This is a genomic window from Microbacterium sp. BH-3-3-3 (assembly GCF_007679045.1).
GTDB classification, from domain to species: domain Bacteria; phylum Actinomycetota; class Actinomycetes; order Actinomycetales; family Microbacteriaceae; genus Microbacterium; species Microbacterium algihabitans.
This window is the reverse complement of sequence record NZ_VEFS01000005.1, coordinates 1-25,068: the sequence shown is the minus strand read 5'-3', so window position 1 is coordinate 25,068 and position 25,068 is coordinate 1. Positions and strand designations below refer to the sequence as shown.

General features: G+C 69.8%; 23 protein-coding genes and 1 riboswitch. Of the genes, 5 read left to right on the top strand and 18 right to left on the bottom strand.

The features are described from left to right. Nucleotides 1-142: 142 nt before the first annotated feature. The 11 genes from FS769_RS13760 to FS769_RS13710 all read right to left on the bottom strand — a co-directional run bounded on the left by FS769_RS13760 (nt 143) and on the right by FS769_RS13710 (nt 13,426). The gene (locus tag FS769_RS13760) at nt 143-1,093 is read right to left on the bottom strand and encodes an ABC transporter ATP-binding protein (RefSeq protein WP_144834382.1); all 951 of its coding nucleotides are present in this window, start codon (nt 1,091-1,093) and stop codon (nt 143-145) included. Further along, nucleotides 1,090-2,199, bottom strand: a complete 1,110-nt coding sequence (locus FS769_RS13755) for an ABC transporter ATP-binding protein (RefSeq protein ID WP_260979767.1) — start codon at nt 2,197-2,199, stop codon at nt 1,090-1,092. The genes FS769_RS13760 and FS769_RS13755 overlap by 4 nt, the downstream gene beginning before the upstream one ends. A gap of 2 nt (nt 2,200-2,201) precedes the next feature. Beyond that, the gene (locus FS769_RS13750) at nt 2,202-3,269 is read right to left on the bottom strand and encodes an ABC transporter permease (protein ID WP_144834378.1); all 1,068 of its coding nucleotides are present in this window, start codon (nt 3,267-3,269) and stop codon (nt 2,202-2,204) included. Beyond that, on the bottom strand, nt 3,266-4,201 hold the full coding sequence (locus FS769_RS13745) for an ABC transporter permease (protein ID WP_144834376.1): 936 nt from the start codon (nt 4,199-4,201) through the stop codon (nt 3,266-3,268). Before FS769_RS13745 ends, FS769_RS13750 begins: the two co-directional genes overlap by 4 nt. Continuing rightward, nucleotides 4,198-4,854, bottom strand: a complete 657-nt coding sequence (locus FS769_RS13740; protein WP_144834374.1) for a UbiX family flavin prenyltransferase — start codon at nt 4,852-4,854, stop codon at nt 4,198-4,200. Before FS769_RS13740 ends, FS769_RS13745 begins: the two co-directional genes overlap by 4 nt. Then, nucleotides 4,851-6,101 carry a M20 family metallo-hydrolase gene (locus FS769_RS13735; protein WP_186325555.1) on the bottom strand — a complete coding sequence of 417 codons (1,251 nt, stop codon included), beginning with the start codon at nt 6,099-6,101 and terminating at the stop codon, nt 4,851-4,853. Before FS769_RS13735 ends, FS769_RS13740 begins: the two co-directional genes overlap by 4 nt. Next, the gene (locus FS769_RS13730) at nt 6,098-7,522 is read right to left on the bottom strand and encodes a UbiD family decarboxylase (protein WP_144834371.1); all 1,425 of its coding nucleotides are present in this window, start codon (nt 7,520-7,522) and stop codon (nt 6,098-6,100) included. Before FS769_RS13730 ends, FS769_RS13735 begins: the two co-directional genes overlap by 4 nt. Further along, complete coding sequence (locus FS769_RS13725; RefSeq protein ID WP_144834369.1) at nt 7,522-8,901, bottom strand: dihydroorotase family protein; 1,380 nt, start codon at nt 8,899-8,901, stop codon at nt 7,522-7,524. Before FS769_RS13725 ends, FS769_RS13730 begins: the two co-directional genes overlap by 1 nt. Then, nucleotides 8,898-10,556, bottom strand: coding sequence for a histidine ammonia-lyase (gene hutH, locus FS769_RS13720; RefSeq protein ID WP_144834367.1), 1,659 nt, complete (start codon nt 10,554-10,556; stop codon nt 8,898-8,900). The genes FS769_RS13725 and hutH overlap by 4 nt, the downstream gene beginning before the upstream one ends. 284 nt (nt 10,557-10,840) lie before the next feature. Beyond that, the gene (locus FS769_RS13715; protein ID WP_144834365.1) at nt 10,841-11,752 is read right to left on the bottom strand and encodes an oxaloacetate decarboxylase; all 912 of its coding nucleotides are present in this window, start codon (nt 11,750-11,752) and stop codon (nt 10,841-10,843) included. A gap of 33 nt (nt 11,753-11,785) precedes the next feature. After that, a complete protein-coding gene (locus tag FS769_RS13710; protein WP_144834364.1) occupies nt 11,786-13,426 on the bottom strand; it encodes a peptide ABC transporter substrate-binding protein in 1,641 nt (546 codons plus the stop codon). Nucleotides 13,427-13,634: 208 nt separating this feature from the next. Between FS769_RS13710 and FS769_RS13705 the strand changes: the two genes are divergently transcribed. Together FS769_RS13705 and FS769_RS13700 are read left to right on the top strand one after the other, a co-directional pair. After that, nucleotides 13,635-14,135 (top strand): Lrp/AsnC family transcriptional regulator, encoded by a 501-nt coding sequence (locus FS769_RS13705; protein WP_144834362.1) that lies wholly within the window; start codon nt 13,635-13,637, stop codon nt 14,133-14,135. After that, entirely contained in the window at nt 14,132-15,370 is a 1,239-nt protein-coding gene (locus tag FS769_RS13700; protein ID WP_144834360.1) for a dipeptidase, read from the top strand. Before FS769_RS13705 ends, FS769_RS13700 begins: the two co-directional genes overlap by 4 nt. A 227-nt stretch (nt 15,371-15,597) precedes the next feature. On the opposite strand, the gene FS769_RS13695 is transcribed toward FS769_RS13700, so the two are convergent. From FS769_RS13695 to FS769_RS13680, 4 genes are read right to left on the bottom strand one after another with little or no spacing between them, the layout of a single operon-like run. After that, nucleotides 15,598-16,431, bottom strand: coding sequence for an NAD(P)-dependent oxidoreductase (locus FS769_RS13695; RefSeq protein WP_144834696.1), 834 nt, complete (start codon nt 16,429-16,431; stop codon nt 15,598-15,600). A gap of 53 nt (nt 16,432-16,484) precedes the next feature. After that, nucleotides 16,485-17,264: an enoyl-CoA hydratase/isomerase family protein gene (locus FS769_RS13690; RefSeq protein ID WP_144834359.1), complete on the bottom strand. Its 780-nt coding sequence runs from the start codon at nt 17,262-17,264 to the stop codon at nt 16,485-16,487. Continuing rightward, nucleotides 17,261-18,022 carry an SDR family NAD(P)-dependent oxidoreductase gene (locus tag FS769_RS13685; RefSeq protein WP_144834357.1) on the bottom strand — a complete coding sequence of 254 codons (762 nt, stop codon included), beginning with the start codon at nt 18,020-18,022 and terminating at the stop codon, nt 17,261-17,263. The genes FS769_RS13690 and FS769_RS13685 overlap by 4 nt, the downstream gene beginning before the upstream one ends. Before the next feature lie 46 nt (nt 18,023-18,068). Next, nucleotides 18,069-19,040 carry a hypothetical protein gene (locus FS769_RS13680; protein WP_144834355.1) on the bottom strand — a complete coding sequence of 324 codons (972 nt, stop codon included), beginning with the start codon at nt 19,038-19,040 and terminating at the stop codon, nt 18,069-18,071. A 134-nt stretch (nt 19,041-19,174) separates the two neighbouring features. On the opposite strand from FS769_RS13680, the gene FS769_RS13675 reads away from it, so the two are divergent. Further along, complete coding sequence (locus FS769_RS13675; RefSeq protein ID WP_144834353.1) at nt 19,175-19,669, top strand: GNAT family N-acetyltransferase; 495 nt, start codon at nt 19,175-19,177, stop codon at nt 19,667-19,669. Nucleotides 19,670-19,695: 26 nt separating this feature from the next. Here the strand turns inward: FS769_RS13675 and FS769_RS13670 are convergent, their stop codons facing one another. The 3 genes from FS769_RS13670 to FS769_RS13660 form a co-directional block, all read right to left on the bottom strand. Continuing rightward, nucleotides 19,696-20,481, bottom strand: coding sequence for an energy-coupling factor transporter transmembrane protein EcfT (locus tag FS769_RS13670; protein WP_144834351.1), 786 nt, complete (start codon nt 20,479-20,481; stop codon nt 19,696-19,698). Beyond that, nucleotides 20,478-21,926 carry an ABC transporter ATP-binding protein gene (locus tag FS769_RS13665; RefSeq protein WP_144834349.1) on the bottom strand — a complete coding sequence of 483 codons (1,449 nt, stop codon included), beginning with the start codon at nt 21,924-21,926 and terminating at the stop codon, nt 20,478-20,480. The genes FS769_RS13670 and FS769_RS13665 overlap by 4 nt, the downstream gene beginning before the upstream one ends. Next, a complete protein-coding gene (locus tag FS769_RS13660; RefSeq protein ID WP_144834347.1) occupies nt 21,926-22,567 on the bottom strand; it encodes an ECF transporter S component in 642 nt (213 codons plus the stop codon). The genes FS769_RS13665 and FS769_RS13660 overlap by 1 nt, the downstream gene beginning before the upstream one ends. Beyond that, a riboswitch (TPP riboswitch) is annotated at nt 22,559-22,669 on the bottom strand. (Overlaps the previous gene by 9 nt.) Before the next feature lie 37 nt (nt 22,670-22,706). Between FS769_RS13660 and FS769_RS13655 the strand changes: the two genes are divergently transcribed. Next, nucleotides 22,707-24,392 (top strand): D-alanyl-D-alanine carboxypeptidase family protein, encoded by a 1,686-nt coding sequence (locus FS769_RS13655; protein ID WP_144834345.1) that lies wholly within the window; start codon nt 22,707-22,709, stop codon nt 24,390-24,392. After that, the gene (locus FS769_RS13650) at nt 24,389-24,745 is read left to right on the top strand and encodes a GntR family transcriptional regulator (protein ID WP_144834343.1); all 357 of its coding nucleotides are present in this window, start codon (nt 24,389-24,391) and stop codon (nt 24,743-24,745) included. Before FS769_RS13655 ends, FS769_RS13650 begins: the two co-directional genes overlap by 4 nt. Nucleotides 24,746-25,068: the final 323 nt, after the last annotated feature.

Here is a 25,068-nt window from a genome sequence, read left to right as displayed (position 1 = left end):
GGAGCTTCGACAAGCCCAGCCACCTGCCCCACCCAGGTCCCTGAGCCTGTCGAAGGGACCGGAACCAGCGTCACGCCCCGAGGCTTCGACAAGCTCAGCCACCTGCCCCACAAAAGGTGCGCGTCTGTGCGGGCGAGACGCGTTACGCGGGAGAAGACCTCGCCGCAGTCCACTCCGCGAACTGCGCGTCGGTGGCCAAGACGCGGTGCGTAGCCGACAACGTGTGTTCGCCGCCCTCCGCGTAGTCGATGCCCAACGCGACAGGGTCGTACGGCGTGGATGCCGTGCGGCGGCGCATCGCGCGCGGATCGGCCGACAGCACGGCCCGCAGCAGCGACTGCGTGTAAGGGTGCACAGCCGAGCCGAAGATCTCGGCGGTCGTACCCGTCTCGACGAGATAGCCCCGGTGCATGACGCCGATGCGATCGGAGATGTACTTCACCATCGCCAGATCGTGCGCGATGAAGAGGTAGGCGGTGCCGAGCTCCTTCTGCAGCGCGCGCATGAGGTTCACGACCTGCGCCTGGATCGACACGTCGAGCGCCGAGACGCACTCGTCGGCGATCACGAGGTCGGGCTGCATGACCAGCGCTCGGGCGATACCGATGCGCTGACGCTGACCACCCGAGAACTGGTGTGGGTAGCGATCGGCGTACTCACGGGCGAGACCGACCTTCTCGAGGATCGCGTAGACCTTCTCGTCGCGCTCCGCCGTGGTGGCGTACCGGTGCTGGGTCATGAGGCCCTGAGCGACGATGTCGAAGACCTTCTTGCGCGGGTTCAGGCTCGACATGGGGTTCTGGAAGATCATCTGGATGCTCGAGCGCAGGTGCGAGCGTGACTTCGGGTCCAGCCTGCCGCTGATGCGGTCGCCCGAGAGGGTCACTTCTCCGCTCGTCGGGTCGAGCAGGCGGATGATCGAGCGCCCGATGGTGGACTTCCCGCTGCCCGACTCCCCCACGAGGCCGAACGTCTCACCGCGGTGGATGTCGAACGACACCCCGCCGATCGCCGTGACGGAGTGGTTTCGGCCGAGGCGGAAGATCTGGGTGAGGCCGCGGACGGACAGGAGGGTCTGCTCGGCGGTGGTCATCGGTTCGATCCTTCGTGCAGGGCCAGCATCGTGTCGATCTTGTGGCGAAGGGGTGCGGGCATGTCGACGTTCGGGGCGTCGGGGTGGGCGAGCCACGAGGCGACCTGGTGCCCCTCGCCGACGTCGAACAGCGGCGGCTCGCGTACGAGATCGATCTCGAGCGCGAACGGGTTGCGCGGCGCGAACGGATCGCCCTCGGGCAGGTTGGCCAGGCTGGCCGGGCTTCCGGGTATCGCGAAGAGCTCCGAGGCGTCGGTGGCGAGATCGGGCATGGCCGACAGCAGACCCCACGTGTACGGATGCCGCGGGTCGTAGAAGACCTGCTCGGCGCTCCCCTGCTCGATGATGCGGCCGGCGTACATGACGTTGACGTAGTCGGCGACGGTGGCCACGACGCCCAGGTCGTGTGTGATGAAGATCACCGACAGCCCGCGTTCGGCCTGCAGACGCGTGAGCAGTTCGAGGATGCGCAACTGGATGGTCACGTCGAGGGCGGTCGTCGGCTCGTCGCAGATGAGGATGTCGGGGTTGCACGACAGCGCGATCGCGATGTTCACGCGCTGGCACATGCCGCCCGACAGCTGATGGGGATACTGCTTGAACCGCCGCTCGGGCTGATCGATACCTACTTCCGCGAGCAGCTCGATGGCCCGGGCGCGCGCCGCGCGGCGATCGAGCCCGAAATGCTCCTGCATGCCCTCCATCACCTGCTTGCCGACCGTCATGGTGGGGTCGAGGCAGGTGAGGGCGTCTTGGAACACCATGGCGACGCGGCGCCCGCAGATCTCGCGGCGGATCTGCTTCTCGCTCATCTGCGCGATGTCGCGGGTCAGCGGGGTGCCGTCGTCGCCGTACCGGGTGATCTCGATGGAGCCCGCGGTGATGCGCTGGTTCGACGCCATGAGACCGAGAATGGCGCGGGCGGTCACCGACTTGCCGCTGCCGGACTCGCCCACGATGGCGACCACCTCGCCCTCGTACAGGTCGAAGCTCGCGCCGCGGATGGCTTTGATGGTGGTGTCGCCCTCGAACTCGATGGCGAGGTCGCGCACCGACAGCACGCGGCGGCGGGTACGGCCGTCTGCGGGGGTTTCGTTCGCGGTCACGGTCATCCTCTCCGGCTGATCAGACGGGGATCTGTCGCTTCTTTGAGCCCGTCGGCGACGAGCGTGAAGGCGACCATGAGCAAGCCCAGGACCACCACGGGGATGATCACGAGCGAGGGGTACGACAGGAACGACTTGTAGCCGATGCTGACGAGCGAGCCCAGCGACGCCATGGGGGCCTGCACACCTAGCCCGACGAACGACAAGTACGACTCGGTGAAGATGGCCGCGGGGATCGAGAACATGCTCATCGTGACGATGGGGCCGAGGATGTTGGGCAGGATCTCGACGAACACGATGTGGCCGTTGCGCGCCCCGAGTGTGCGCGAGGCGAGCACGTACTCCTCGCCCTTCTGCCGAAGCGCCTGGGCGCGCGCCACCCGGCTCATCGCGAGCCAGTTGCTCAACAGCAGCCCGAACACGATCGCGCCGATGCCGGGGCCGACCGCGACGACGAACAGCGTGACGATCACGAGCTGCGGGATGCCGGAGAGCACCTCCACCACGCGCTGCATGCCGCCGTCAATCCGGCCGCCGAAGTATCCGGAGACGAGTCCGTAGGTCATGCCGATCACCACGTCGATCGCGAAGGCGATCACCGCGACGAGGAGAGAGACACGGGTCCCGCTCCACACGCGTTCGAAGAGGTCACGACCGAGGTCGTCTGTGCCGAACAGGAAGGAGGTCCCCGCGGGCACGTTCGCCTTCGCGTATTGGTCGACTCCGTCGCGGGTGCCGTTCAGGATGCCGAGGGCCTCCAGGCCCGGCACCTTCGGTGGCAGGAACCGGTAGGCGACGTTGGCGGTGTCGCCCGCCGTGGGGAAGAACGGCACCACGACGGCCAGCAGCACGATGACCGCCAGCACCCCGAGCCCCACCATCGCCGGCCAATTGCGGCGGAAGCGGCGCACGATGTCGTGCAGCCCTCCCCGACCGCTGCGGCCGGCCGCGATGACGGAGGTGGCGGGACGGTTCGCATCGGAGACGAGACGGAGCCCCTCGGGCGCGACGCCCGGATCGAGCGCGGTGGTGGGCGCCACGCGGTCCGGTTGCACGTTCGGATCGGTCATCGCGTCTGTCCTGCCAATCGGATGCGGGGGTCGATGAGGCCGTAGAGCACGTCGACGGCGAGCATGACGATGATGTAGATCACGCTGTACACGAGGCTGATCGCGATGACGATGTTGTAGTCGACGTTCTGGATGGCCGTCAGCAGAAGCTGGCCGAGGCCGGGGGCGCCGAAGATCTGCTCGATCACGACCGATCCGGTGATGAGCCCGATCAGCAGCGGAGAGAGCACCGTGATGATCGAGACCATCGTGTTGCGCAGGGCGTGCCGCCCGATCACCTTCGCGGGGCTCAGTCCCTTGGCCTTCGCGAGCAGGATGTAGTCGCTGTCCAGGCAGTCGAGCATCTCGCTGCGCGCGTACCGTGCCGTGACGGCCATCACGTAGGCGGCGAGCGAAATGGTCGGCAGGATGCTCGAGACGAACGGATCGTCTTCGGAATAGCGGATCGGGAGCAGCTTCCACTCGAAGCCGACGAAGTACACCAGCAGCAGCGCGATGACGAACGAGGGGACGCTGAAGGCGATCACCGACACGAAAGTCGACAGGTTGTCGAACCAGCCGCGCTTCTTGATGGCCGAGACGATGCCGATGAGCAGGCCCAGCACGACGCCGAGCACGAGCGCCTGCAGACCGATTCGGATGGTCACGGGCAGCCGCGAACCGAGCATCTGCGAGACGGGGAAGTCGGGGATCAGGTTGTACGAGACCCCGAAGTCACCGCGGACCAGATTGAGCAGGTAGGTGCCGAGACGCAGCATGACGGGCTCGTCGAGTCCGTACTTCTGCGTGAGGAGCGCTCGCTGGACCTCGTCGAGCTTCTCGTTGTTGAAGGGCGACCCGGGGAGCAGCTGCAGCAGCGCGAACATCACGATCGCGATGGCGAGGATGGTGAAGACCGACGTCAGCAGCCGGGTCAGGACGAACTTGGTCACGGCGCCCCGTCCCACCCCGACGTCTCGCCGAGCAGGCTCGCCGCGTCCGCACTCTCCGCGTCGCGAGGGATGCCCTCCCACGACCGAGCGTGGAACTGCGTCAGGCCCACCCGCACAAGCGCGCGGCGGGCGAGCGAATCGATGATCTCGTCCACCGACTGCGGTCGGGTGTAGAAGGCGGGGACCGGGGGCGCGATGATCCCGCCTGCTCGGGCCACGGCATCCATCGCCGCGATGTGTCCGCGGTGCAGCGGTGACTCGCGCACCATGAGGAGAGTCGGAACACCCTCCTTGAGGCACACGTCGGCCGCACGAGTGACGAGATTGTCGGCCAGACCGTACGCGATGCCGCTCAGCGTCTTGACGGTGCAGGGCGCCACGATCATCGCGGTGGTCGGGGTCGACCCCGAGGCGATGGAGGCACCGATGTGCGAGGCGCGGTGCGCCACGTCGGCGAGCGCTTCGACCTCCTTCTGGCTGAGGCCGCACTCCTGCTGCAGCGTCATCGCACCGGCCTTGGAGATGACGACGTCGCTGCGCAGACCCGGGTCCATGCGGAGCAACTCGAGGATGCGAACGCCGATGCCCACGCCGGAAGCGCCGGTGATCGCCACGATCACACGCCCGGGGGGCTCCTGTCGGGTGCGGTTCATGAGAGTCCTTCCTGATCCAGGGTGATCACCGATCGCGCCAGGGCGTGCACGCCCACGACGATGTCGTCGAGCTCGGTGAACTCTTCGGGGCAGTGGCTGCGCCCGTCGCGAGAGGGGATGAAGATCATGCCGATGGGACCGAGCTTGGCCATCTGCACGCCGTCGTGACCGGCGCCGCTGTAGAGGTGGGCGGCGGGGTGGCCGAGGGCGGAGACCGATCGCTCGATCGCCGACGACAGGCGGGGGTCGACCGCGGTGGGGCGCTCCCAGGGCAACCAGGTGACCTCGTGGGTCAGGCCGCGTTTCTCGGCCTCCTTCGCGGCGATTTCGGCGATCTGATCGCGCGCGAGGCTGAACCATCCGAGGTCGGGGCTGCGGAACTCCGCCGTCAGCAGGGCCGCCTCGGTCACGACGCTCGTCGCGTCGGGAGTGAAGGTGACGGAGCCGACCGTGCCGACGGCCTGATCGGCGCTGCCGGCGATCTGCTCGACCGCCAGCACGACGCCGGCGGCGGCGCAGCCGGCGTCGTGGCGCAGAGACATCGGCATCGTGCCGGCATGGTCGCGGCGACCGGTGAAGAGCGTGCGGAAGCGGGAGATTCCGGCGATGGAGGTGACGATGCCGAGCGGCAGACCCGCGCGTTCGAGGACGGGCCCCTGCTCGATGTGCAGCTCGAGGAAGCCGAGCACCTCGTCATCGCCCCACCGAGTGCCGCTCAGGGGGTCGTCGTAACCGGCCGCGGCGAGCGCGGCGCCGAGAGTGCGCCCGGTCTCGTCGGTGGCGGAGAGGTGGGTCGTCGTCAGCGACCCGGCCAGCGCGCGGCTGCCCAGGCACGACAGCTCGAAGCGGTTGGCCTCTTCGTTGTAGAAGTCGACGACGCGAAGGTCGTGGGAGAGGCGGATGCCGCTCTCCCTCAGCATCCGCGCGACCTCGATGGCACCGAGCACACCGACGATGCCGTCGTAGCGGCCTCCGCCGTCGACGGTGTCGGTGTGACTGCCGATGACGATCGCGCGGCGATCCGAACCGGTGCCGGAGAGGGTGCCGATGACGTTGCCGATGTTGTCGACGCGCACGTCGAGGCCGGCGGCGCGCATCAGCGCAGCGACATGGTGACGCGAGTCGGTCTCCACCTCGCTCAGGGCCACTCTGCTCCACCCCGGACGGGAGGTGTCGACGAGGCGGGAGATCTCCTCCAGGTCGGCGCTCAGGCGCGCGGCGTCGGGCAGACCGATGTCGGTCTTCATGCGCGAATCCTCTCCCCGTCGTCCACGAGCGCGCTGTGAACGACGATCGCCGGGCGAAGACGATCCGCCCATCCTTCCTCGACCAGAAGGTCGCGCATCGCGCGGACCACGTTCGCGGGCGGCACGGCCAGTTCGGGACCGACCGCACGGTCGCCGGGGGTGACCGTGGCATCCATCCCGACCTTGGTCACCATGCCGTCGCGCTGCATCGGCACGTTGCGGTCGGTGGCGACACCGTCGACGAGCACGAGGTCGCGGTCCCAGCGCATGCGACTGGTCCTCGCCCAGTGCACATGCTCCTCGTCCCAGACGTCGACGTCGGCGTCGACGACCGTCACCTGCTTGACCATGCTGACGGCCGCGAAAGCGCCGAAGATGACGCGCTTCGCTCCGCCGGGGCGGGCATTCGCGATCGAGACGACGACATCGACCCGGCCCCCGCCGGAGTGGGTCACCGCGACGTCGACGATGTCGCATCCGATGTTGCGGAGTGCGTGGCGGATGCCGGCGGCGATGGGGAGAGCGGCGATGTAGCTGTGCTCCGATGACAGGCCGGGGAGGATGACGTGGACGCTGGGGTCGCTGCGGCGCGTGACGGCGGTGACTTCGAACGTGAAGCCGTCACCGTAGTCCTCGTACATGCCGTGGTACTCGTTGACGAGCCCCTCGTGCACGGGGCGGTCGGCGTGGATCAGCCCCTCGATGACGATCTCCGCTTCTGCCGGCACCATCACCTCGCTCGTGAGCGCTCGCGCCACGCGCACCGGTTCGCCCAGGAGAGCTGCGGCGTGCTCGAGTTCGTCGTCGCCGAGACCCAGGTAGCAGCATGCGGCGAGCTGGATGGCGGGGTGTGCTCCCAGGACGACGGCCACGGGAAGCCCCCCGACCGCACCGGCCGAGCGCGCCATCGCCGTGAGGTGGTGGTTGGGGGCGATGCCGACGAACCCGGTGGTCTCGTCGAGCGGCTTGATGCGGGCGTAGGAGGCGTTGCGGTGACCGGTGACCGGGTCGTGCGCCACGATCATGCCCGCCGTGATGTAGCCGCCCGAGTCCTTCTCGAAGAACGTCGGGGTCACGACCTCCGCCCAGACGGAGGCCGCAGGAAGTGCCACGGCCTGCACGGGTGCGTCGGCGACGATCTCGACGGGCTGACGATCGGCCACCGCATCGGCGAGGCGGGGCAGCAGGTCGGCCACGTCGGCGCCGATCGCGTGCGCGAGACGCTCGCGCGAGTTGAGCACGTTGCCCACGACCGGGTAGGGGGATCCGTCGACGGTGTTCATGCGCACGGCAGGGCCGCGGTCGAGAAGGGCGAGCACGCCGGCGAGCTCGAATCGCGCACCCACGGAGCCGGCGACCTCGATCAGTTCGCCCGCGCGGGCGAGGTCGCCGAGGTAGGTGCGCATCGACTGGTCGGCCATCAGCGCCCCCGTCCGATGAAGACGCCGTCGCCGGGTTCGGCGATGAGGCCCGCGGCATCCGTGTAGGCCTCTTCACCGCGCACGATCGTGGAGTGGATGAGGCCGGGGAAGCTCATTCCGGAATAGGGGCTCCAGGTGGCGGTCGAGTACATCCTCATCTCGTCGATCTCGGTCGTGCCGGCCGGGTCGATGACGACGAAATCCGCGTCGAGCCCGACCGCGATCGCCCCCTTGCGGTGGTCGATGCCGAACGCGCGGGCCGGGTTGGTGGCGAGGACCGCGGCCGTGCGCAGCAGCGACAGACGTCCCTCGAAGTAGCCGGCGCCCACGACGATCGGAACGAGCGTCTGCACTCCCGGAGCTCCCGAAGCGTTGTCGAAAATCTCCGGGAAGCCCTTCTTCGCCACGGGCCACGGCGCGTGGTCGCTGGTGACCATGTCGATGCGGCCATCGGCGAGCGCCGCCCACATTCCCGCGGCGTGGTCCGCGGTGCGCAGCGGGGGGTTGATCTTGCCGAAGGGACCGAGCCGGTCCATGTCGTCCTCGGTGAGCACGAGGTAGTGGGGGCAGGTCTCGAGCGTCGCGTCGAGGCCGTGCTTGGCCTTCTCGGTGACGAGCGTCACCGTGTCCGGAAGGCTCGCGTGGAAGATGTGGAAACGCACGTCGGCCGCAGCGGCGACCTCGAGGCCGAGAGCAACCGAGGTGGTCTCCGAGACGGGCGGACGGGTGCGGTTGTGATCGAGCGGCGCCGTGCGTCCGGCGGCTTTCGCCGCGGCGACGAGCGCCGAGATGATCTCCCCGTCCTCCGCGTGCACGCCTACGCGCACCCCGCGGGCGGCCATCACGGTGAAGGCCTCGAGGAGTTCGTCGGACGGGATTCGGGGGAACCGCACCGGGTCGGTCTCGAAGAGCGAGACCTTGAATCCGCTGACGCCTTCGTCGATCATGCCGTCGATGTCGCGTACGCCGTCGCGGGGTCGGACGGTGCCGTGCAGCGCGACGTCGACGCGCGCCTCGGCCTGGATGCGTTCGCGCTTACCGGCGACCGCGGCAGCGGTGTTGATGGGGTTGCCCGCGTCGTAGGGCATGTCGATGATCGTCGTCACACCGCCCGCCGCCGCGGCGGCCGTGGCGCCGTCGAAGGTCTCGGTCGGCTCGGAGAACGCGTGCACGTGGGCATCGACCGCCCCGGGCAGCACCAGCAGGCCGGGGCCGCCCAGCACGCGCGTCGTCCCCGCCACGGCCGCCGCAGCGGCGTCGCCCTCGAGCACGGCCGAGATGCGGCCGTCCTCGATGACGACGGCGCCGTCGTCGATCACGCGATCGGGAGTGACGATGCGCCCGCGAACGACACCCGACCCGCCGGTGCCGCGGGTCACCGAACGCCTCCGACGACCTCTTCGACGCGATCGAGCACGGAGCCGAGCACGACCATCGCCTGGGCGTTGACCATCTGCTCCGACTGGTAGATGTCCTCTCGCGTCATCGGCACGATCTCACGCACGGCGTCGTAGGCCGCCTGGCTGCCGACACCGAGACGACGACCGTCGAGGTGCGGGGCGCCGAGGTCGATGCCCTGCGTGGCGAGGATGAACTCGATGCCGAGGATGATCTGCGTGTTCTTGATGATGCTGCGCGCCTTGCGGGAGGAGAACGTGCACATCGACACGTGGTCCTCCTGGTTGGCCTTGGTGGGGATCGAATCGACCACCGAGGGGAAGCACAGCACCTTGTTCTCGGAGGCGATGGCCGCTGCGGCGCAGTGCACGATCGAGAAGCCGGTGTTCAGACCGAGCTGTCCGCCCACGAGGTTCAGCGGCAGACCGTAGCTGAGGTTCGGGTCGGTCAGACGGAAGGAACGGCGCTCCGAGATCGCGCCGATCTCGGCGACGGCGATCGCGATGAGGTCGGCCGCGACCCCGATGGGCTCTCCATGGAAGTTGCCGCCGGAGAGCACGTCGTAGCCGCCGTTGCCGTCGCTGAGGACCAGCGGGTTGTCGGTCGCGGCGTTGGCCTCGCGCACCAGGAGGGTTTCGGCGAACAGCAGCGACTCGCGCGTGGTGCCGTGCACCTGCGGGGCGCAGCGCAGAGAGTACGCGTCCTGGACGCGGCGCTTGTATCCGCCGGGACGCTGCTCGTCGGGGAGCTGGATCTCGCGGGCCTCTTCGACGGTGCGCTCGCTGCCCTGCGTCAGAGCGCGCACGTTCGCCGCGACCGACACCTGACCGGGGGCGTTGCGCGCCGTGTGGATGCGCTCGTCAAAGGCGTCGAGCTCGCCGCGTACGGCCTCGAGCGAGAGGGCGAGGGCGACGTCCGCCTGACGGGTGAGGCTCCATGCATCTGTGAGCGCGAGGCACGCGGTGGCGAGCGAGATGGTCGAGCCGTTGATGAGCGCGAGGACATCCTTCTGCTTCAGCTCGAAGTCCAGCGACAGACCGGCAGCGGTCAGCGCCTCGACCGCCGGCATCCGGACGCCTCGGTGGTAGGCCTCGGCCTTCTCGTGACCGACCATGACGCTCACGAGGTGCGCGAGGGGGGCGAGGTCGCCCGAAGCTCCCACCGAGCCCTGCCCGGGGATGACGGGGAGCACGTCGGCGTTGAGCATTTCGATGAGGCGGTCGATGCACTCGATGCGCACTCCCGACATGCCCTTGGCGATCGCGTTGGCGCGGAGCAGAAGCAGGGCGCGCGTCTCGTCGAGCGGGAGGGGCTCACCCACGCCGGCCGAGTGGGAGTTGATGACGAGTCGCTGGAAGCGCGCCTGGTCCTCGGCCGGCACGCGGACGTCCATGAGGCGTCCGAGGCCGGTGTTGATGCCGTAGATCGCGGGCGCGTCCTCGGCGAGGAAGTTCGCCTCGACGTAAGCGCGAGCCTCGTTCGTCACTCGACGGGCCTCATCGGTGAGCACCACGGTCGGGAACGAGCCGTCGGGCAGTCCACGCGCCACGAGGGCGATGGTGGCGATGTCGAGGGAGAATCCGTCGATGTCGACGGTCGTGGTCGCGGCCAGGGTGGGCGCCGCCAATTCAGTCATCGTGCCTCTTTCGTCGTTCCGGATCGGGTCGCGGAGCGTTCGGTATCAATGAGTCAATCCTGCACAAACAAACCAACATCGACAATCGAACCGAACAAGATTCAAAACATGGCGTTGCGGACGGAGTGGACCGCTCCGCCGCCACAGACTCGCCGGTCGTCACCGAATATCGTTCGGCCTTTCTCAGCGGCATCCGCGACCTTTTCCCGAACATCGTTCGGCGTGAACGCCGAACCGCCCCGACGCGCGTGGGGAACGCGTCGGGGCGGTGGGCCTGCCAGTGATCAGGCGGTATGGATGGCGCGAGGATCGTTGAACGTCTGGGCGCGTCCGGTGAACTCCGTCTCGAGGTCGAGCAGCTCCTGCGCGGCGAAGAACGCCATGCCGCTGTGCCCCGGGTACTCGTCGGGCATCATCTCGTTCGAGTAGGTGTTGCCCATCTCGGCGAGGTTGGCGCGGCCCGCCTCGAGCATCCCGGCCATGGCGGCCTTCATCGTGAAGTGCATCGTGATGAGGTCGTACCCGAGCTCGGACAGCTGCGCGAACGACATCTGCTCGAGTCCGCGCTTGGCGTTGATGTCGGCGAACATCTTCGGCCCGGGTACCCGACGCGCCACCTCTGCGGCGTCCGCCAGTGTCGTGACGTTGACCACGACGGTGGCGTGAGCACCCAGCTCGACGCAGTCGATCATGCGCTGGATGCCCTCCTCGAGGTTCGCGCTGCCGTAGTTGCTGCGGGCGATCACCATGCAGTCGGTCCCCTCGACGGCCTTCACCGCTGCGCGGACCTTCGCGTAGTACTCCTCGCGCGGGATCATGTGATCGATCGAGACGTCTCGGGCGTAACCGGGCTCGAACTCGTCCTCCATGAGGACCGCCATCGCCCCGGCCTTCGCCATCCGCCGGCAGGTCTCGTAGACCTGCAGGGGGCTGGAGCCGAAGCCGTCCTCGATGTCGACCGCGAGAGGAAGAGGAGACATATCCACGATCCGCTCGACGGCCCACAGCAGTTCTTCGAGCGACAGCAGCCCGAGGTCGGGGATGCCCTTCATCGACATCGACACCTCCGAACCACTGAGGAGCATCGCCTCGAAGCCCGCCAGCTCGACCGCACGGGCCGAGGAGCAGTCGAACACGCACGGCGCCAGGACGCTGCCCGCCTCCATCACTTCACGGAGGGTCTTCTTCGCCGTCATCTCGTCTCTTCCTCTCGACAGTCGGTCATCGTGTCAGTTGTCCTTCGTCACGATGCGGTAGTTCCACGTCAGGCTGACGTTTCGCACGTCCATGTTGTGCACCTTCGGGTTGATCAGCATCGCGATGCCGTTCTGCACCGTCGGGAAGACCGCCACGTCGCCGAGCAGGATGTCCTCCGCGTCGTGCAGGCTGTCCCAGCGCTCCTGCGGCTGGCTGAGCATCTCGGGCGTGCGCGCCGCGGCGATGATGGCGTCGTACTGCGGGTTGGAGTACTTTCCGAAGTCGCGCTGCGAGCTCGACGACAGCAGCTCGAGGAACGCCATCGGGTCCTTGTAGTCGGGGCCCCAGCGGAACAGGTACAGGTCGAAGTCGCCGGCCAGCGCCTGCTCATTCGCCGTCGCCTTGGGCTGGCTCGTGAGCTCGATCTTGAGACCGGGGAGGTTGGCCTCCCACTGCGATGCGATGTACTCGGCCTGTGCGATGGACGACTCGTCATCCCAGTACGACAGACGCAGCGTCACCGAATCGGTGCCGAGGGCGGCGAGCCCCTTCTCCCAGGACTTCTTGGCGGAGTCGACGTCGTAGGCGAGGTAGGTGTCGCCCGTGTCGCGGAACTGCTTGCCGTCGGGACCGACCGCGAGGTTCTTGCCGACGAAGTAGTCCGCCGGTTCGGCACCGTTCTTGAGAACGTCGTTCGCCAGCGCGGACTTGTCGTACGAGGTCGCGAGCGCCGTGCGGATGTCCTTGTTGGCCAGCGCCGGGTTCTGCATGTTCGGGTACATGTACCACATGTGCACTTCGAGCGCGGTGGTGAGCTCGGGCGAATCCGCGTAGCGGTCGATGAGGCTTCCCGAGATCTCGGTGAAGTCGAGGTCACCGCTCTCCTGGAGCAGCGCCGCCGTCTGCGAGTCCTTCACGACCTGCCATTTGATCTCATCGATGTTCGTGTCGGCGGCGTTCCAGTAATTCGGGTTCTTCTTCGCGGAGAAGTTGTTCGCGAAGTCCCAGGAGTCCCAGGTGAAGGGGCCGTTGTAGATCGTGGTCTCGGGCGTTTGGCCGTATTTGTCGCCGACCTGCTCGAGGTACTTCTCGTTGACCGGCAGGAAAGCAGGGCGAACGAGCAAGGCCTGGAAGTACGGCACGTCCGCAGCCAATTCGACCTGGAGGGTCTTGTCGTCGACGGCCTTCACGCCGAGCTGGTTGTAGTCCATGCCCTGGTTGACGATCTCGTTGGCGTTCTTGATACCTGCGGCGACCGCCTCGTTGCTGTTCGGCGCAGCCGTGGCCGGGTTCACGAGACGCTTCCACGAGAACTCGAAGTCGGCGGCGGTGACCGGGTCGCCGTTGCTCCACTTCGCGTCGCGCAGGTGGAAGGTGTACGTCAGGCCGTCGTCGGACTTGTCGAAGCTCTCCGCCATCAGCGGTTCGAGCTCGTGGTTCTCGTCGAGCGAGTAGAGACCGTCGAAGACGGCGGTGAGGACTTCGTTCGACATGCCGTCGTTGACCTTGTGAGGGTCGACAGCCTGAAGGGGAAGAAGCTTGCCCACGGTGAGCACGTGGGCGGAGCCGCCGGATGCCGTGGGGTCGGTGCCGCCGTCACTGCAGCCGGCGAGAAGGCCGAGCGCGGCGGTCAGAGCGACCGCGGCGGTGAAGACCTTGGAGAACCTTTTCATTGCTGGTGGTGCCCTCTCTGGAATGGACGCTGGGGGTGCGTCCTGGGAATGGGGGCGGCGCGCTCTCGAGGGGACCAGCGCATCGCGTTCGGGTATTGAGGCAAAAGTCTGCACGCTAAGGCGTTTGAGAACAATATATCTGTATCATGTTCTGCAGTTGCCGCTCCTGAGCGCCTGACAGCACGAGAACACAGCGAAAGGTCGCCCCTTGCCGAACATAATTAGGCCCGTCCGGCTCGACGAGATCGACCGCGCGATCGTCGCGGTGCTCATCCAAGACGGCCGGATCCCCAACAAAGAGCTTGCCGATCGGGTGGGGTTGGCCCCGTCGTCGTGCCTTGCCCGCGTGCGGAGCCTGATCGAGAACGGCGTCATCTCGGGCTTCCACGCGGAGGTCGACCCTCGGCGCATCGGTCAGGGCCTGCGAGCGATCCTGCGCGTCCAGCTCAAGGAGCACTCGCGCGCCGAGAACGCGCGATTCGCCGAGGCGATGGCGAAGCTGCCCCAGGTGGTGAACCTGTGGCTGGTCGCCGGCGAAGACGATTACCTCATCGAGGTGGTGGCCGAAACGACCGACGATCTGAGCGACTTCGTGCTCGACTGCGTCACGAGCGATCCCGTCGTGGCTGACACGTACACGACGCTCGTCTTCTCCCGACGTCGGGGGATGGGACCGATGCCGCTCGAACCGGCCGCCGCGACGAGATGAGCGCGACGAGCCTCGAACGCATCGATCGACTCCTCGCCGGCGAGGTGCTCATCGACACGCACAACGACCTGATGTGCGGACTACGCCGGTACCGCGGATACGCCGTTGACGGCTTCGATGGCGATCGTTCCGAGTTCCACACCGACATTCCGCGGCTGCGGCGCGGAGGGGTGTCGGCGCAGGTGTGGTCGGTGTTCGTCTCAGGCCGTCAATCCGAGGCCGAGGCGACCGTCGGCACCCTCGAGCAGATCGACGCCGCCTATCGGTTCGCTGCCGCGTACCCCGACGACATCGAGATCGTCTCGAGCGCGGCCGAGGCCGAACGCTGCATCGCCGCCGGTCGCATCGCCTCGTTCCTCGGGATCGAAGGGGGGCATTCGATCGCGATGTCGCTGGGTGTGCTGCGCATGTTCGCCCGGTTGGGAGTGCGGACGATGACCTTGACGCACAACTCCTCCCTCGAGTGGGCGGATGCCGCGACTGACGCGCCGCGCGCGGAGGGACTGACTGCCGACGGGCGCGCGATCGTCGCCGAGATGAACCGCCTCGGCGTGGTGGTGGACCTCTCGCACACGTCGGAACGCACGCAGTTGGCAGCGCTCGACGCATCGAGGGCGCCGGTGATGTTCTCGCATTCGGGCGTCGCTTCCGTCGCCGCACACCCGCGGAACGTCTCGGATGACGTCCTGCGTCGGCTCGCCGCCGGCGGAGGGGTTCTGCAGGTCGCCTTCGTGGCGCAGTTCGTCTCGCGGGGGTTCGCCGACTGGTCTGCCGAAGCGGAGGCTGCGCGCCGCGATGTCGGTCTGACCTCGTCGATGCCGTGGCCCCGGGCCCCTCGTCCGGCCGAGTCGGCGGCCGATGCCCGCGCCGCCAATGCGGCGGACTTCCCGCGGGCGGGTGCCACGGCACAGCGGGCATTCGACCGGTGGCTCGAAAAGAACCCCGCCCCCGTCGTCCGTGTCGCCGATGTCGCAGACCACGTCGAGGCCGCCCGCGACCTGATGGGCGTGGCGCACGTGGGGCTCGGCAGCGACTTCGACGGGGTCAGCGACCTGCCCTCGGGGCTCGACGACGTCTCCGCCTACCCCCGCCTCTTCGCCGAGCTCGCGGAGCGCGGCTGGAGCGACGACGATCTGCTCGCCCTGGCCGGCCGCAACACGATGCGCGTGCTGCGCGACACCGAGGACGTGGCCGCCCGGGCGCGACGGGACCTCGAGCCCAGCGAAGGTCTCTGAGCCCGCCGAAGGGACGACTCAGCCCCTCTGCACACAGGTCCCTGAGCCCGTCGAAGGCTCGGGACCCGCATGACGCCCGGCCTCCCAGGTCCCTGAGCCTGTCGAAGGGACCGGGACCCGCATCACGCCCCGCACCCCAGGTCCCTGAGCCTGTCGAAGGGCCCGGGACCCGCATCACGCCCCGCACCCAGGTCCCTGAGCCTGTCGAAGGGACCGGGACCCCGCGGTCAGTCCAAGAAGATGTCGGGGTACATCGCTTCGTCGGGGGTGCCCGGCACCGCCGCGTACCCCGAGAAGTCCGTCACTCCGGCGGCCTGCAGCACGTCTTCGACGATCAGCGTCTGCCCGGTCCGCTCGCGCGCGGGCGCGATGAGCACCTCGTACGCGGCATCCGCATAGATCTCCGGCGTGCGCGAGACGGCCATGAGCCGGTCGCCGCCGATGACGTTCTGCACGGCGGCGGTCGCGATGGTCGTGCGCGGCCAGAGCGCGTTGGCGGCGATGCCGGCCTCGGCGAACTCGGCCGCGAGCCCGAGCGTGGCCATCGTCATGCCGAACTTGGCGAGGCTGTAGCCGGTGTGTGCGCCGAGCCACTTCGGCGTGACGTTCAGCGGCGGCGAGAGCGACAGGATGTGCGGGTTCGCGGCATCCTTCAGCTGCGGTACCGCGGCGCGCGAGAGCAGGAACGTGCCGCGCACGTTGACGTCCTGCATGAGGTCGTACTTCTTGGTCGCGAGTTCGAGCGAACCCGACAGGTCGATGACGCTGGCGTTGTTGACGACGATGTCGATACCGCCGAACTCGCCGACCGTGCGCATCACGGCCTCGGTGATCGAGGCTTCGTCGCGCACGTCGCCGACGATCGGCAGCGCCCGACCGCCCGCCGCGCGGATCTCCTCCGCAGCGGTGTGCACGGTGCCCGGCAGCTTCGGATGCGGGGTGTCGGTCTTCGCGAGCATGGCGATGTTCGCGCCGTCGCGGGCCGCGCGCAACGCGATCGCGAGGCCGATGCCGCGGCTTCCGCCCGACATGAGGATGGTCTTTCCCGCAAGTGGGCCCACGCCGCCGGAGGCTCCGGGCGCCGCGCCAGCGGTGGCTGGAGGGGTGGTGGGGATCACGAGCGGTGTCCTTTCGCGGAGGCGGCGGCGAACGCGGCGACCCGCGCTTTCGCCTCGGGGGTCTCGAAGGCGGCGCCGATGGTGGCTGCTTCGTCGTCGAGGTTCTCGGCGAACGTGCGACCCGCGCCCACGCGCACGAGACGGGTCGCCTGCCCGAACGCGGCGCTGGCGCCGTCGAGCCAGAAGCGGGCGATCTCGTTCACGCGCGACACCAGATCTGCGGATGCCACGACCTCGGCCACCAGACCCCAGTCCAGGGCCTCCGCGGCGGTGAGCATACGGTCCTGCAACAGCAACTGCAGCGCGCGGCGCTGGCCGATCGCGGCGGGCAGCAGCGTCGAGACGCCCAGATCGGGGGTGAGGCCGATGTTCGCGTACCTGCTGACGAAGCGGGCGTTCTCGCTCGCGACGACGTAGTCGGCCGTGAGCATGAGCCCGAGCCCTCCGCCCGCGACCGCTCCCTGCACGGCGGCGACCATCGGCAGGGGCGCTTCGGCGAAGGTGCGGATGCCGTCGTGAATCGCGTGCGCGGTTTCGGTGACGTCGGAGCCGGAGGCGCCCGTGGTGGCCATCGCGACGACGTCGCCGCCCGCGCAGAACGCGGGCCCGTTGGCATCCAGGATCACCGCTCCCACCGACGCATCGGTCGTGACCTCGTGCGCGACGTCGCGCCAGCGGCGCGCCATGGGGAAGTCCATCGCGTTGAGAGAGGCGGGCCGATCGAAGGTGACGCGCGCCAGTCCGTCTTCGATGTGCAGCTGAATGCCGTCGGTCATTTCGGTGCCATTCTGATCGCGCCGTCGAGGCGGATGGTCTCACCGTTGAGGTAGCCGTTGTCGACGATCGCGAGCACGAGGCGCGCGTATTCGTCGGGGGCGCCGAGGCGCGAGGGGTAGGGCACCTGCTGGCCGAGCGAGTCCTGCGCCGCCTGCGGAAGGCCCTTGAGCATCGGCGTCTCCATGATGCCGGGGGCGATGGTGACGACGCGGATGCCGTGGCGGGCGAGCTCGCGCGCCACGGGGAGCGTCATCGCGTGCACGCCGCCCTTGCTCGCGGAGTACGCGGGCTGACCGATCTGCCCGTCGAAGGCCGCGACGCTCGCGGTGTTCACGATGACCCCGCGGTCACCGCCCTCGGCGGGGTCGGTCTTCGCCATGACGGCGGAGGTCTGGGCGATGACGTTGTAGGTGCCGATGAGGTTGACGCGCACGACGCGTTCGAAGTCGGCGAGCGACGAGGGGTTTCCGTCGCGGTCGAGCACCTTCGCGGGCGGCGCGATGCCGGCGCAGTTCACGACCACCCGCAGGGGCCCCGCGTCGGCGGCGAGGGCGGCGGCCGCGGCCATCTGCTCGGCATCCGTCACGTCGGCGGCGGCGAACGATCCGCCCAGGTCCTCGGCGATCGAGGCCCCCGACGACGAGGGCAGATCGACGATCGTGACGCGGGTTCCCGCGGCGGCCAATCGTCGCGCCGTGGCCAGGCCCAGGCCCGAGGCGCCGCCGGTGACGAGGGCGGAGGCTCCTTCGATGTCCATGCGTTCTCCTTCGAAAGCTGAAACCGAGTTCCACCCTAGCCGGAACTCAGGACCGCGAAACGCCCCGGCCCCATCGCCCCCGCCGCGTACGTCCGGGACGCGTGCGGATCGCCGCGGTGGCGGCCCCGTCGGCGAGGAGGATGGTCTGCTCGGGCGCCCAGCCGTAGGCGTCGCGCAGGCGCGCACCGAGGGCTTCGACCGGGTCGGCGACGGTCAGTTCGGCCCCCCGCGGCACGTCGGCGGCGTGCGGGTCGAGGTCGTGGGCCGCCGCGCGCAGGTCGACCACGAGGTCGCGCATGCGTTCGGGGCCATAGGCGGCGGATGCCAGGTCCCAGTCGCCCACGACGACCGCCACCCCCGCGGGGCACACCTCGGGCCGCACCTTGGCGCGCGGGCCGGCCCACAGGCGGACGACCGCGACGCCCATCGCCACCACGGCGACGGCCCCGAGGATGGTCGCGGGGCCGAACGAGAAGGCGGTGAGGTACAGGGGGGACTCCCATCCGGCGGCGAGCGCCACCCCGACGCGCGCGAGGCAGTAGAGCGCGTACACCGCGTTGGCGAAGGCGATGATGCGCAGCGGACCGAAGGGCTCGACGCGCGAGTGGCTCGCCACCCACGCGCAGGCGGCGCAGGCGGCGGCGAGGGCCACCGCCTTCACCGCCAGCGAGGCGGGCAGGGGGACCGTGGCGGTGACCACGGCCACGATCAGTGCGAGCACGAGGGCGAACGTCGACGCTCGGCGCACCCGGCGTCCGTCGAGTGCACTCACGGCCACGAGCATGAGGGCCGGGGCGAGCACCATGGCGACGTCTCCGAGCACGAGGGTCAGCAGACCGCCGCCCGCACCGTAGATGAAGTACATCGCGCTCGAGCCGACGGCGGTGACCCCGGCCACCGCCGCGTACCGCAGGAACAGCGTCACCCGACCGGGGGTTCCCAGACGCGGGAAGGCCACGAAGCCGACCGCGGTCGCGACCGCGACGCTCACCGCGAGTAGAGCGAACGACAGACCCATGACACCCCCGTCATCATTCTGCCCCCGTCGCGCGCGAACCCCGTCGCGCGGGGCCTGTTCGCGCAGGCGGGTCTGCGCCCTGCGGGCGCGTGCGCAGCGATCCGGCGGCGGCGTGCCTGTCTTAGGCTCGTCGGGTGAGCGAGCCCGGGTTCCGTATCGAGAAGGTCGCCGTCGATGATCCCCGCGCGGTCGCCCTGCGGCGCGTGCTCGATGCCGATCTCGACGAGCGTTACCGCGACGCCGACGCCGACGACACCCCCGAGGTCGCCGCCAAGCGCGAGGCCGCTCTCGCGGTGCACCCCGAAGACGTGGTGGCGACGCTGCTCGCGATCGACGCCGACGACACTCCTCTGGGGCACGTGATCCTGAGACGCCTGGGCGAGGAGTGGGAGCTCAAGCGCCTCATCGTCACCGCCGGCGCCCGCCGCCGAGGGGTCGGCACCGCCCTGACCGAGACGGTCGTCGACCTCGCCCGTCGCGCGGGCGCGCGCCGCGTCATCCTGCAGAGCGGGCGCATGCAGCCCGAGTCGCTGCGCATGTACGCCGCCGCGGGCTTCACCCTGATCCCGGTCTACGAGCCCTACATCGAGACGATGCCGCGCTCGTTGTGCTTCGAGTACGTGTTCTGAGTCGTCGGTAGCCCCGCCGCCGACGCTCACGTCCCCACGACGCGGAACGCGCCCGTCGCCACCGCGGCGGCGAGCGCCAGAGCTCCCAGCGCGAGGGATCCCGCAAGGGCGGCGCCGTCGCGGCCGGACAGCGTCGACGGCCGCGCCCAGGTGCGCTCGACGTCGGCGCCGAACCCGCGCGCCTCCATCGCGGTGGCGAGCTTCGTGCCGCGGCGCACGGCGAACACGAGCAGCACGAACGCCATCGAGAAGAACCGGCGGAGCGCTCCGCGGTCGCCGAGCCCCCGCGCTCGGCGGGCGAGGGTCATCGTGCGCCAGTCGTCGACGAACAGCCCCACGGTGCGCGCCCCGGCGAGCACGCCGAGCACGAACCGGCTCGGCAGCTTGGCCACCTGGGCGAGGGCGTCGGCGAGCGCGGTGGGATCGGTGCGGGCGAACAGCAGGATCATCGGCAGCGCGAGCGCGAGCACGCGCAGCAGCACGGCGATCGCGAGCACGATCGAGTCGTCGCTGATCGTGGCGAACAGGAACGAGCCGTAGACGGTGCCGCCGGGGCGGGCGTACAGCAGCATGCTCACCGCCGCGACGGGGGCGAACACCACCACGGGCAGCATCCGCTTGAGCACCGTCGTCAACGGCAGTCCCGTGAGCGGCACGCACAGCAGCTCGAGCATCAGGGCCGTCGCGGCGCTCACCGCGTCGATCGAGACCAGCAACGGCACGGCGAGCACCACCACGATCGCGACCTTCGTCACGGGGTTCACGCCGTCGAGCCACGCCGTGCGCGCGGGGGCCTCGACCACGACGCTCACGCGGCCTCCCCCAGGCGGATGCGGTGCTGCCCGAGGTGGCGCACCACGTCGGCGTCGTGCGTGACGGCGACCACCGCGCGCCCGCGTGCGATCTCGCGTTGCAGCAGGGCGACGAGCTCGGTCCAGCCGCGACGGTCCTGACCGAAGGTCGGCTCGTCGAGCACGATCACTTCGGGCGAGGCGGCGAGCACCGTCGCCACCGATAGGCGCCTCTTCTGGCCGCCCGAGAGGGTGAACGGGTTGGCGAGGGCGAGGGGGGCAAGGTCGAGTCGCTCGAGCAGTTCGTCGACGATCTGCTCGACCTGAGCCGCCGGCATCCGGAGCGCTCTCGGCCCCACGGCGAGCTCGTCGCGCAGCGTCGACGCCAGGAACTGGTGCTCGGGCTCCTGGAACACCGTGCCGATGCGCGTGAGCAGTTCGGTGGAGCGCCAGCGGGACGGGCGCCGGATGCCGCGGGCCGCGAGCCCCGCCGCGGCGGTCACCTCTCCGCGGAGTTCGGGCAGGAGCCCCGCGAGGGTGAGCGCGAGCGTCGACTTGCCCGCGCCGTTCGGGCCCGTCACGACGGTGCCCGCGCCGGTGGGGACGATCAGGTCGAGGTCGGACGCGACGACGATGCCCTTCTCGCGCCCGATGGCCAGCGTCTCGGCCGTCAGCACGGCATCCGGATTCGACGAGGGAGCGGCGACCGGAAGCTCCACCGGGCGACCCGGGACCCACACTCCGGCGGCGGCGAGCGCGTCGCCATATTCCGCGAATACGCGATCGGGCGGGCCGTCGGCGATCAGCCCCCCGCCCGGCGCCAGCACCACGACCCGCGTCATGAGGTCGGCCCACACGGCGGTGCGGTGCTCGATCAGCACGAGCGTCGTGCCCTCGCGCGCGATGACGCCCTCGACGGCCGCGCGCACGTCGTCGACGCCGTCGGGGTCGAGGTTGGCGGTCGGCTCGTCGAGCAGCAGCAGTCCGGGGTGCATCGCGAGCACACCCGCGAGCGCGAGGCGCTGTTTCTGCCCGCCCGACAGCGCCTTCGTCGGGCGGTCGAGGGGCACGGTCAGACCGACGGAGGCCAGAGCGTGCGCCACCCGGTGGGGGATGTCGGATGCCGGCACCCCGAGGTTCTCGCACCCGAAGGCCACGTCGTCGCCCACCTTCGACAGCACGATCCCCGCCTCGGGGTCCTGCAGGACCAGGCCGATGCGTCCGCGTTGCCCCTCGGGCGCCCCGCCGTCGACGAGGATGCGCCCGGTCTGCTCCCCCTCGTCACTGCCTCCGAGCAGGCCCGCGAGACCGGCGAGCAGGGTCGACTTGCCCGCACCCGAGGCGCCGAGCAGCAGCACCCGCTCGCCGGGCTCGATGACGAGGTCGATCTCGCGCGTGGCGGGGAGCTTGCGACCGGCGTAGCGCCAGCCCCAGCCTTCGACGTCGACGCGCGCGGGATGCGGCATCAGACGTCGCGGCGGCGTTCCCGCCCGGCGGCGAAGCGGCTCAGCGCACCGGTGGCCGCCAGTGCACGCACGAGCAGCCAGCCGACCAGACCGGCCAGCAGCGCACCCGAAACCACGAGGGTGCCGAGGTAGATGAGGTTGAACTCGACGGTCTTGGCGATGTTCGGCGACGACCCGACGAACAGCTCGTTCAGCCACGCGCCGACGCCCGCGCCGACTCCGGCGAGCATGGCGACCGGCAGGGTGAATCGCAGGTAGAGGAAGGCGAGGAAGATCAGCTCGGCGCCGAGGCCCTGAGCCAGGCCCGACACGATCGTGAGCGGACCCCACACGTTGCCGATGAGGGCCGAGACGACGGCGGCCACGAGCTCGACCAGCAGAGCCGCGCCGGGCTTGCGGATGATCAGCCCGCCGACGACGCCGCCGATCAGCCAGATACCGACCGCGAGGCCCCCGAGACCGGGAGTGACGCCGTCCATGGCGACGAACCAGAGGCCGCCGACGGTGTTCCAGGCCCAGAACACCAGGCCGATCGCGACGCCGAGCACGGCGGCGACGACGATGTCGACGACACGCCACCGCAAGCGGTCCGAGGCGACGACCGTCGAGCGGTTCGCGGGGGCAGACGTGGACGTGTGCATTTCTCTCCTCCCTGCGCCGGCATGATCCGGATCAGGTTCGACGGTCGAAGCGTGGATTCGCTTCCTCTCAGCCCGGCTCACCGGACTCCCGTGGGTTGTGGTGACGAGTATAGGGGCACGCCCGGGGTAGCGTGGGCGGGTGAGCGAGCAGATCCCGGAGTCGCGACGCGCGCCGCGGAACCCGGACGAGCCGCTCGCCGCTCCGGCGGAGTCGGAGCAGACTTCGGATGCCGCTTCCCCGGCCGATCCGCGGGCTGCAGGCGCCGTCGAAGCCGAGGCGTCCGAGGCCGGGGCTCCCGTCACCGCGAGTGCCGCCGACGCCGAGGCACCCCGGACCGGCGCTGCCGCCGTCGCACCGGCCGCCGAGGGCGCCGAAGCCGAGGCGTCCCCAGCCACAGCGACGCAGCCGTCACCGGCGGACGCGACGACCCCGCCGCCGACGACCGACGCCTCGCCCGCGTCGACCGCCGCCGCGGCATCCGGAACCTCCACCGTCATCGGAGCGCTCGCGTGGGTCGACCCCCACCAGGCAGCCGCTCCGCGCCCCGCCCCGACCTTCGTCGTCTCCGGATCGACCCTTCGCGCGGGCGATCTGCTGGCCGGAGGGCGTCGGCGCCGCCTGCGTCCAGCCACCGTCGTTCCGCCCATCCTCCTGCTCATGCTGGTCGCGGCATACGTCGCCGCGACCCTGCTCTGGCCGTTGAACGCCGTGGCTCCGACCGTGCGCACCGTCGCCGCGCAGCCGACCGCCGCGCCCACGGCGAACCCCGCGTGGCCGGCGCAGGGCGAAGCGGCGATCGCGCTCGACGGCATGCCCGAGACGCTCTCGACTCCCGCGAACGCCCCCGAGTCGATCGCGAGCATCACGAAGGTCGTCACCGCCCTCGTCGTGCTCGACAAGCTGCCGCTGGCGCCGGGCGAGCAGGGCGGCACGTACGCCTTCACGCAGGCTGACAGCGCCGACTACTGGCAGTACCGGGCGCGCGGCGAATCGTCGCTCGACGTGCCCGTCGACGGCACGCTCACCCAGTTGCAGATGCTGCAGGGCATGCTCATCGCCTCCGCGAACAACTACGCGCAGCGCCTGTCGAACGACCTCTTCGGATCGGATGCCGCCTTCGCCGCCGCCGCGGGAGAGTACCTCGCCCAGCGCGGCATCGACGGCATCACGATCGTCAACCCGACCGGGATCGAGGCGGGCAACACCGCGACGCCCGCCGCCCTCATCGCCCTCGCCGAGCGCGCTCTCGCCAACCCCGTCATCGCCGAGATCGTGCGCACGCCCGAGCTGACGCTGCCGGGGGCGGGCACGTTCCGCAACGGCAACTCCCTGCTCGAGGATCCCGGCGTGATCGGCGTGAAGACCGGCACCCTCGACGCCTGGAACCTGCTGACGGCGAAAGACATCACCGTCGGCGGCACCACGGTGCGCGCCTACGCCGCCGTGCTCGGCCAGCCCGGGCCCGACAGCCGCAATCAGGCCAGCCGCGATCTGTTCGCGCGCATCGAGCAGGAGCTGCAGCCGAGCCCCTCGCTCACGGCCGGCACGGTCGTCGGCAAGGTCGAGTCGCTGTGGGCCCCCGACGTCGACGTGGTCACCGCCACCGACGCGACCGTCGTGCTCTGGAACGGCGCCGAGGCCAAGACCTCGACCTCGTTCGACCTCGGCGACGCCCGTGAACCCGGCGAGACCGTGGGCTCGCTCACGGCCACCGGACCAGTCGACGCCGACACCGTCGACGTCGAACTCGCCGGCGAGCTCGACCCGCCGAGCCCGTGGTGGCGCCTCACGCACCCCCTCGACCTGTTCGGACTGAACGAATGAAGCTCTCGCTCGACGCGTCGTCGTCGGTCCCGCCTTTCGAGCAGGTGCGGGCCCGGATCATCGCGCAGATCGACGACGGCACGCTCGTCGCGGGAACCCGTCTGCCTCCGGTGCGGACCCTCGCGGGCGAGCTCGACCTCGCCGCCAACACCGTCGCTCGCGCCTACAAAGAACTCGAAGAGGCGGGCTACGTCGAGACCCGCGGCCGCGCGGGAACGTTCGTGAAGGGCGCGGATGCCGCCGCCGCCCGAGGGGCCGCTGCCGCGCGGACCTTTGCCGAGACGGCGCGACGCCTGGGCCTGTCCAGTGCCGAGGCGATCGATCTCGTGCGGGCCGCTCTGCGCGAAGACTGAGGAGCGGTGACGCGGCTCACGGCGGTTTTCGGACGGCTCCGGATGCCGCGGCGAACTTCGCCCGCGAGATCACCTGCGGCCCCCTGACCTGGGTTTTTCACGTCTCGTGCTCGCGGATTGCGCCCTCAATGCCCCTGGATCCACCGAAAGTGGGCCGGATGCGGCGCGATGCCCGGACTCAATGTCGGAGGTCGTCGCTAGCATGCGAACATGTCATCGGAGGCCTCGTCGACACCCGCAGGGAATGGCCCGCGTGGCCTGTCCGCGGTGCTCGCCGAGGTCCGCTCCACGGGCGCTGTGCTGGCCGCCGCGGAGGTCGCCCG

Coding starts and splice junctions, on each gene's coding strand:
- FS769_RS13760 (WP_144834382.1), bottom strand. CDS start 1,093: ATGACCACCGCCGAGCAGACCCTCCTGTCCGTCCGCGGCCTCACCCAG.
- FS769_RS13750 (WP_144834378.1), bottom strand. CDS start 3,269: ATGACCGATCCGAACGTGCAACCGGACCGCGTGGCGCCCACCACCGCG.
- FS769_RS13740 (WP_144834374.1), bottom strand. CDS start 4,854: ATGAACCGCACCCGACAGGAGCCCCCCGGGCGTGTGATCGTGGCGATC.
- FS769_RS13735 (WP_186325555.1), bottom strand. CDS start 6,101: ATGAAGACCGACATCGGTCTGCCCGACGCCGCGCGCCTGAGCGCCGAC.
- FS769_RS13730 (WP_144834371.1), bottom strand. CDS start 7,522: ATGGCCGACCAGTCGATGCGCACCTACCTCGGCGACCTCGCCCGCGCG.
- hutH (WP_144834367.1), bottom strand. CDS start 10,556: ATGACTGAATTGGCGGCGCCCACCCTGGCCGCGACCACGACCGTCGAC.
- FS769_RS13715 (WP_144834365.1), bottom strand. CDS start 11,752: ATGACGGCGAAGAAGACCCTCCGTGAAGTGATGGAGGCGGGCAGCGTC.
- FS769_RS13710 (WP_144834364.1), bottom strand. CDS start 13,426: ATGAAAAGGTTCTCCAAGGTCTTCACCGCCGCGGTCGCTCTGACCGCC.
- FS769_RS13700 (WP_144834360.1), top strand. CDS start 14,132: ATGAGCGCGACGAGCCTCGAACGCATCGATCGACTCCTCGCCGGCGAG.
- FS769_RS13690 (WP_144834359.1), bottom strand. CDS start 17,264: ATGACCGACGGCATTCAGCTGCACATCGAAGACGGACTGGCGCGCGTC.
- FS769_RS13685 (WP_144834357.1), bottom strand. CDS start 18,022: ATGGACATCGAAGGAGCCTCCGCCCTCGTCACCGGCGGCGCCTCGGGC.
- FS769_RS13680 (WP_144834355.1), bottom strand. CDS start 19,040: ATGGGTCTGTCGTTCGCTCTACTCGCGGTGAGCGTCGCGGTCGCGACC.
- FS769_RS13665 (WP_144834349.1), bottom strand. CDS start 21,926: ATGCCGCATCCCGCGCGCGTCGACGTCGAAGGCTGGGGCTGGCGCTAC.
- FS769_RS13660 (WP_144834347.1), bottom strand. CDS start 22,567: ATGCACACGTCCACGTCTGCCCCCGCGAACCGCTCGACGGTCGTCGCC.
- FS769_RS13650 (WP_144834343.1), top strand. CDS start 24,389: ATGAAGCTCTCGCTCGACGCGTCGTCGTCGGTCCCGCCTTTCGAGCAG.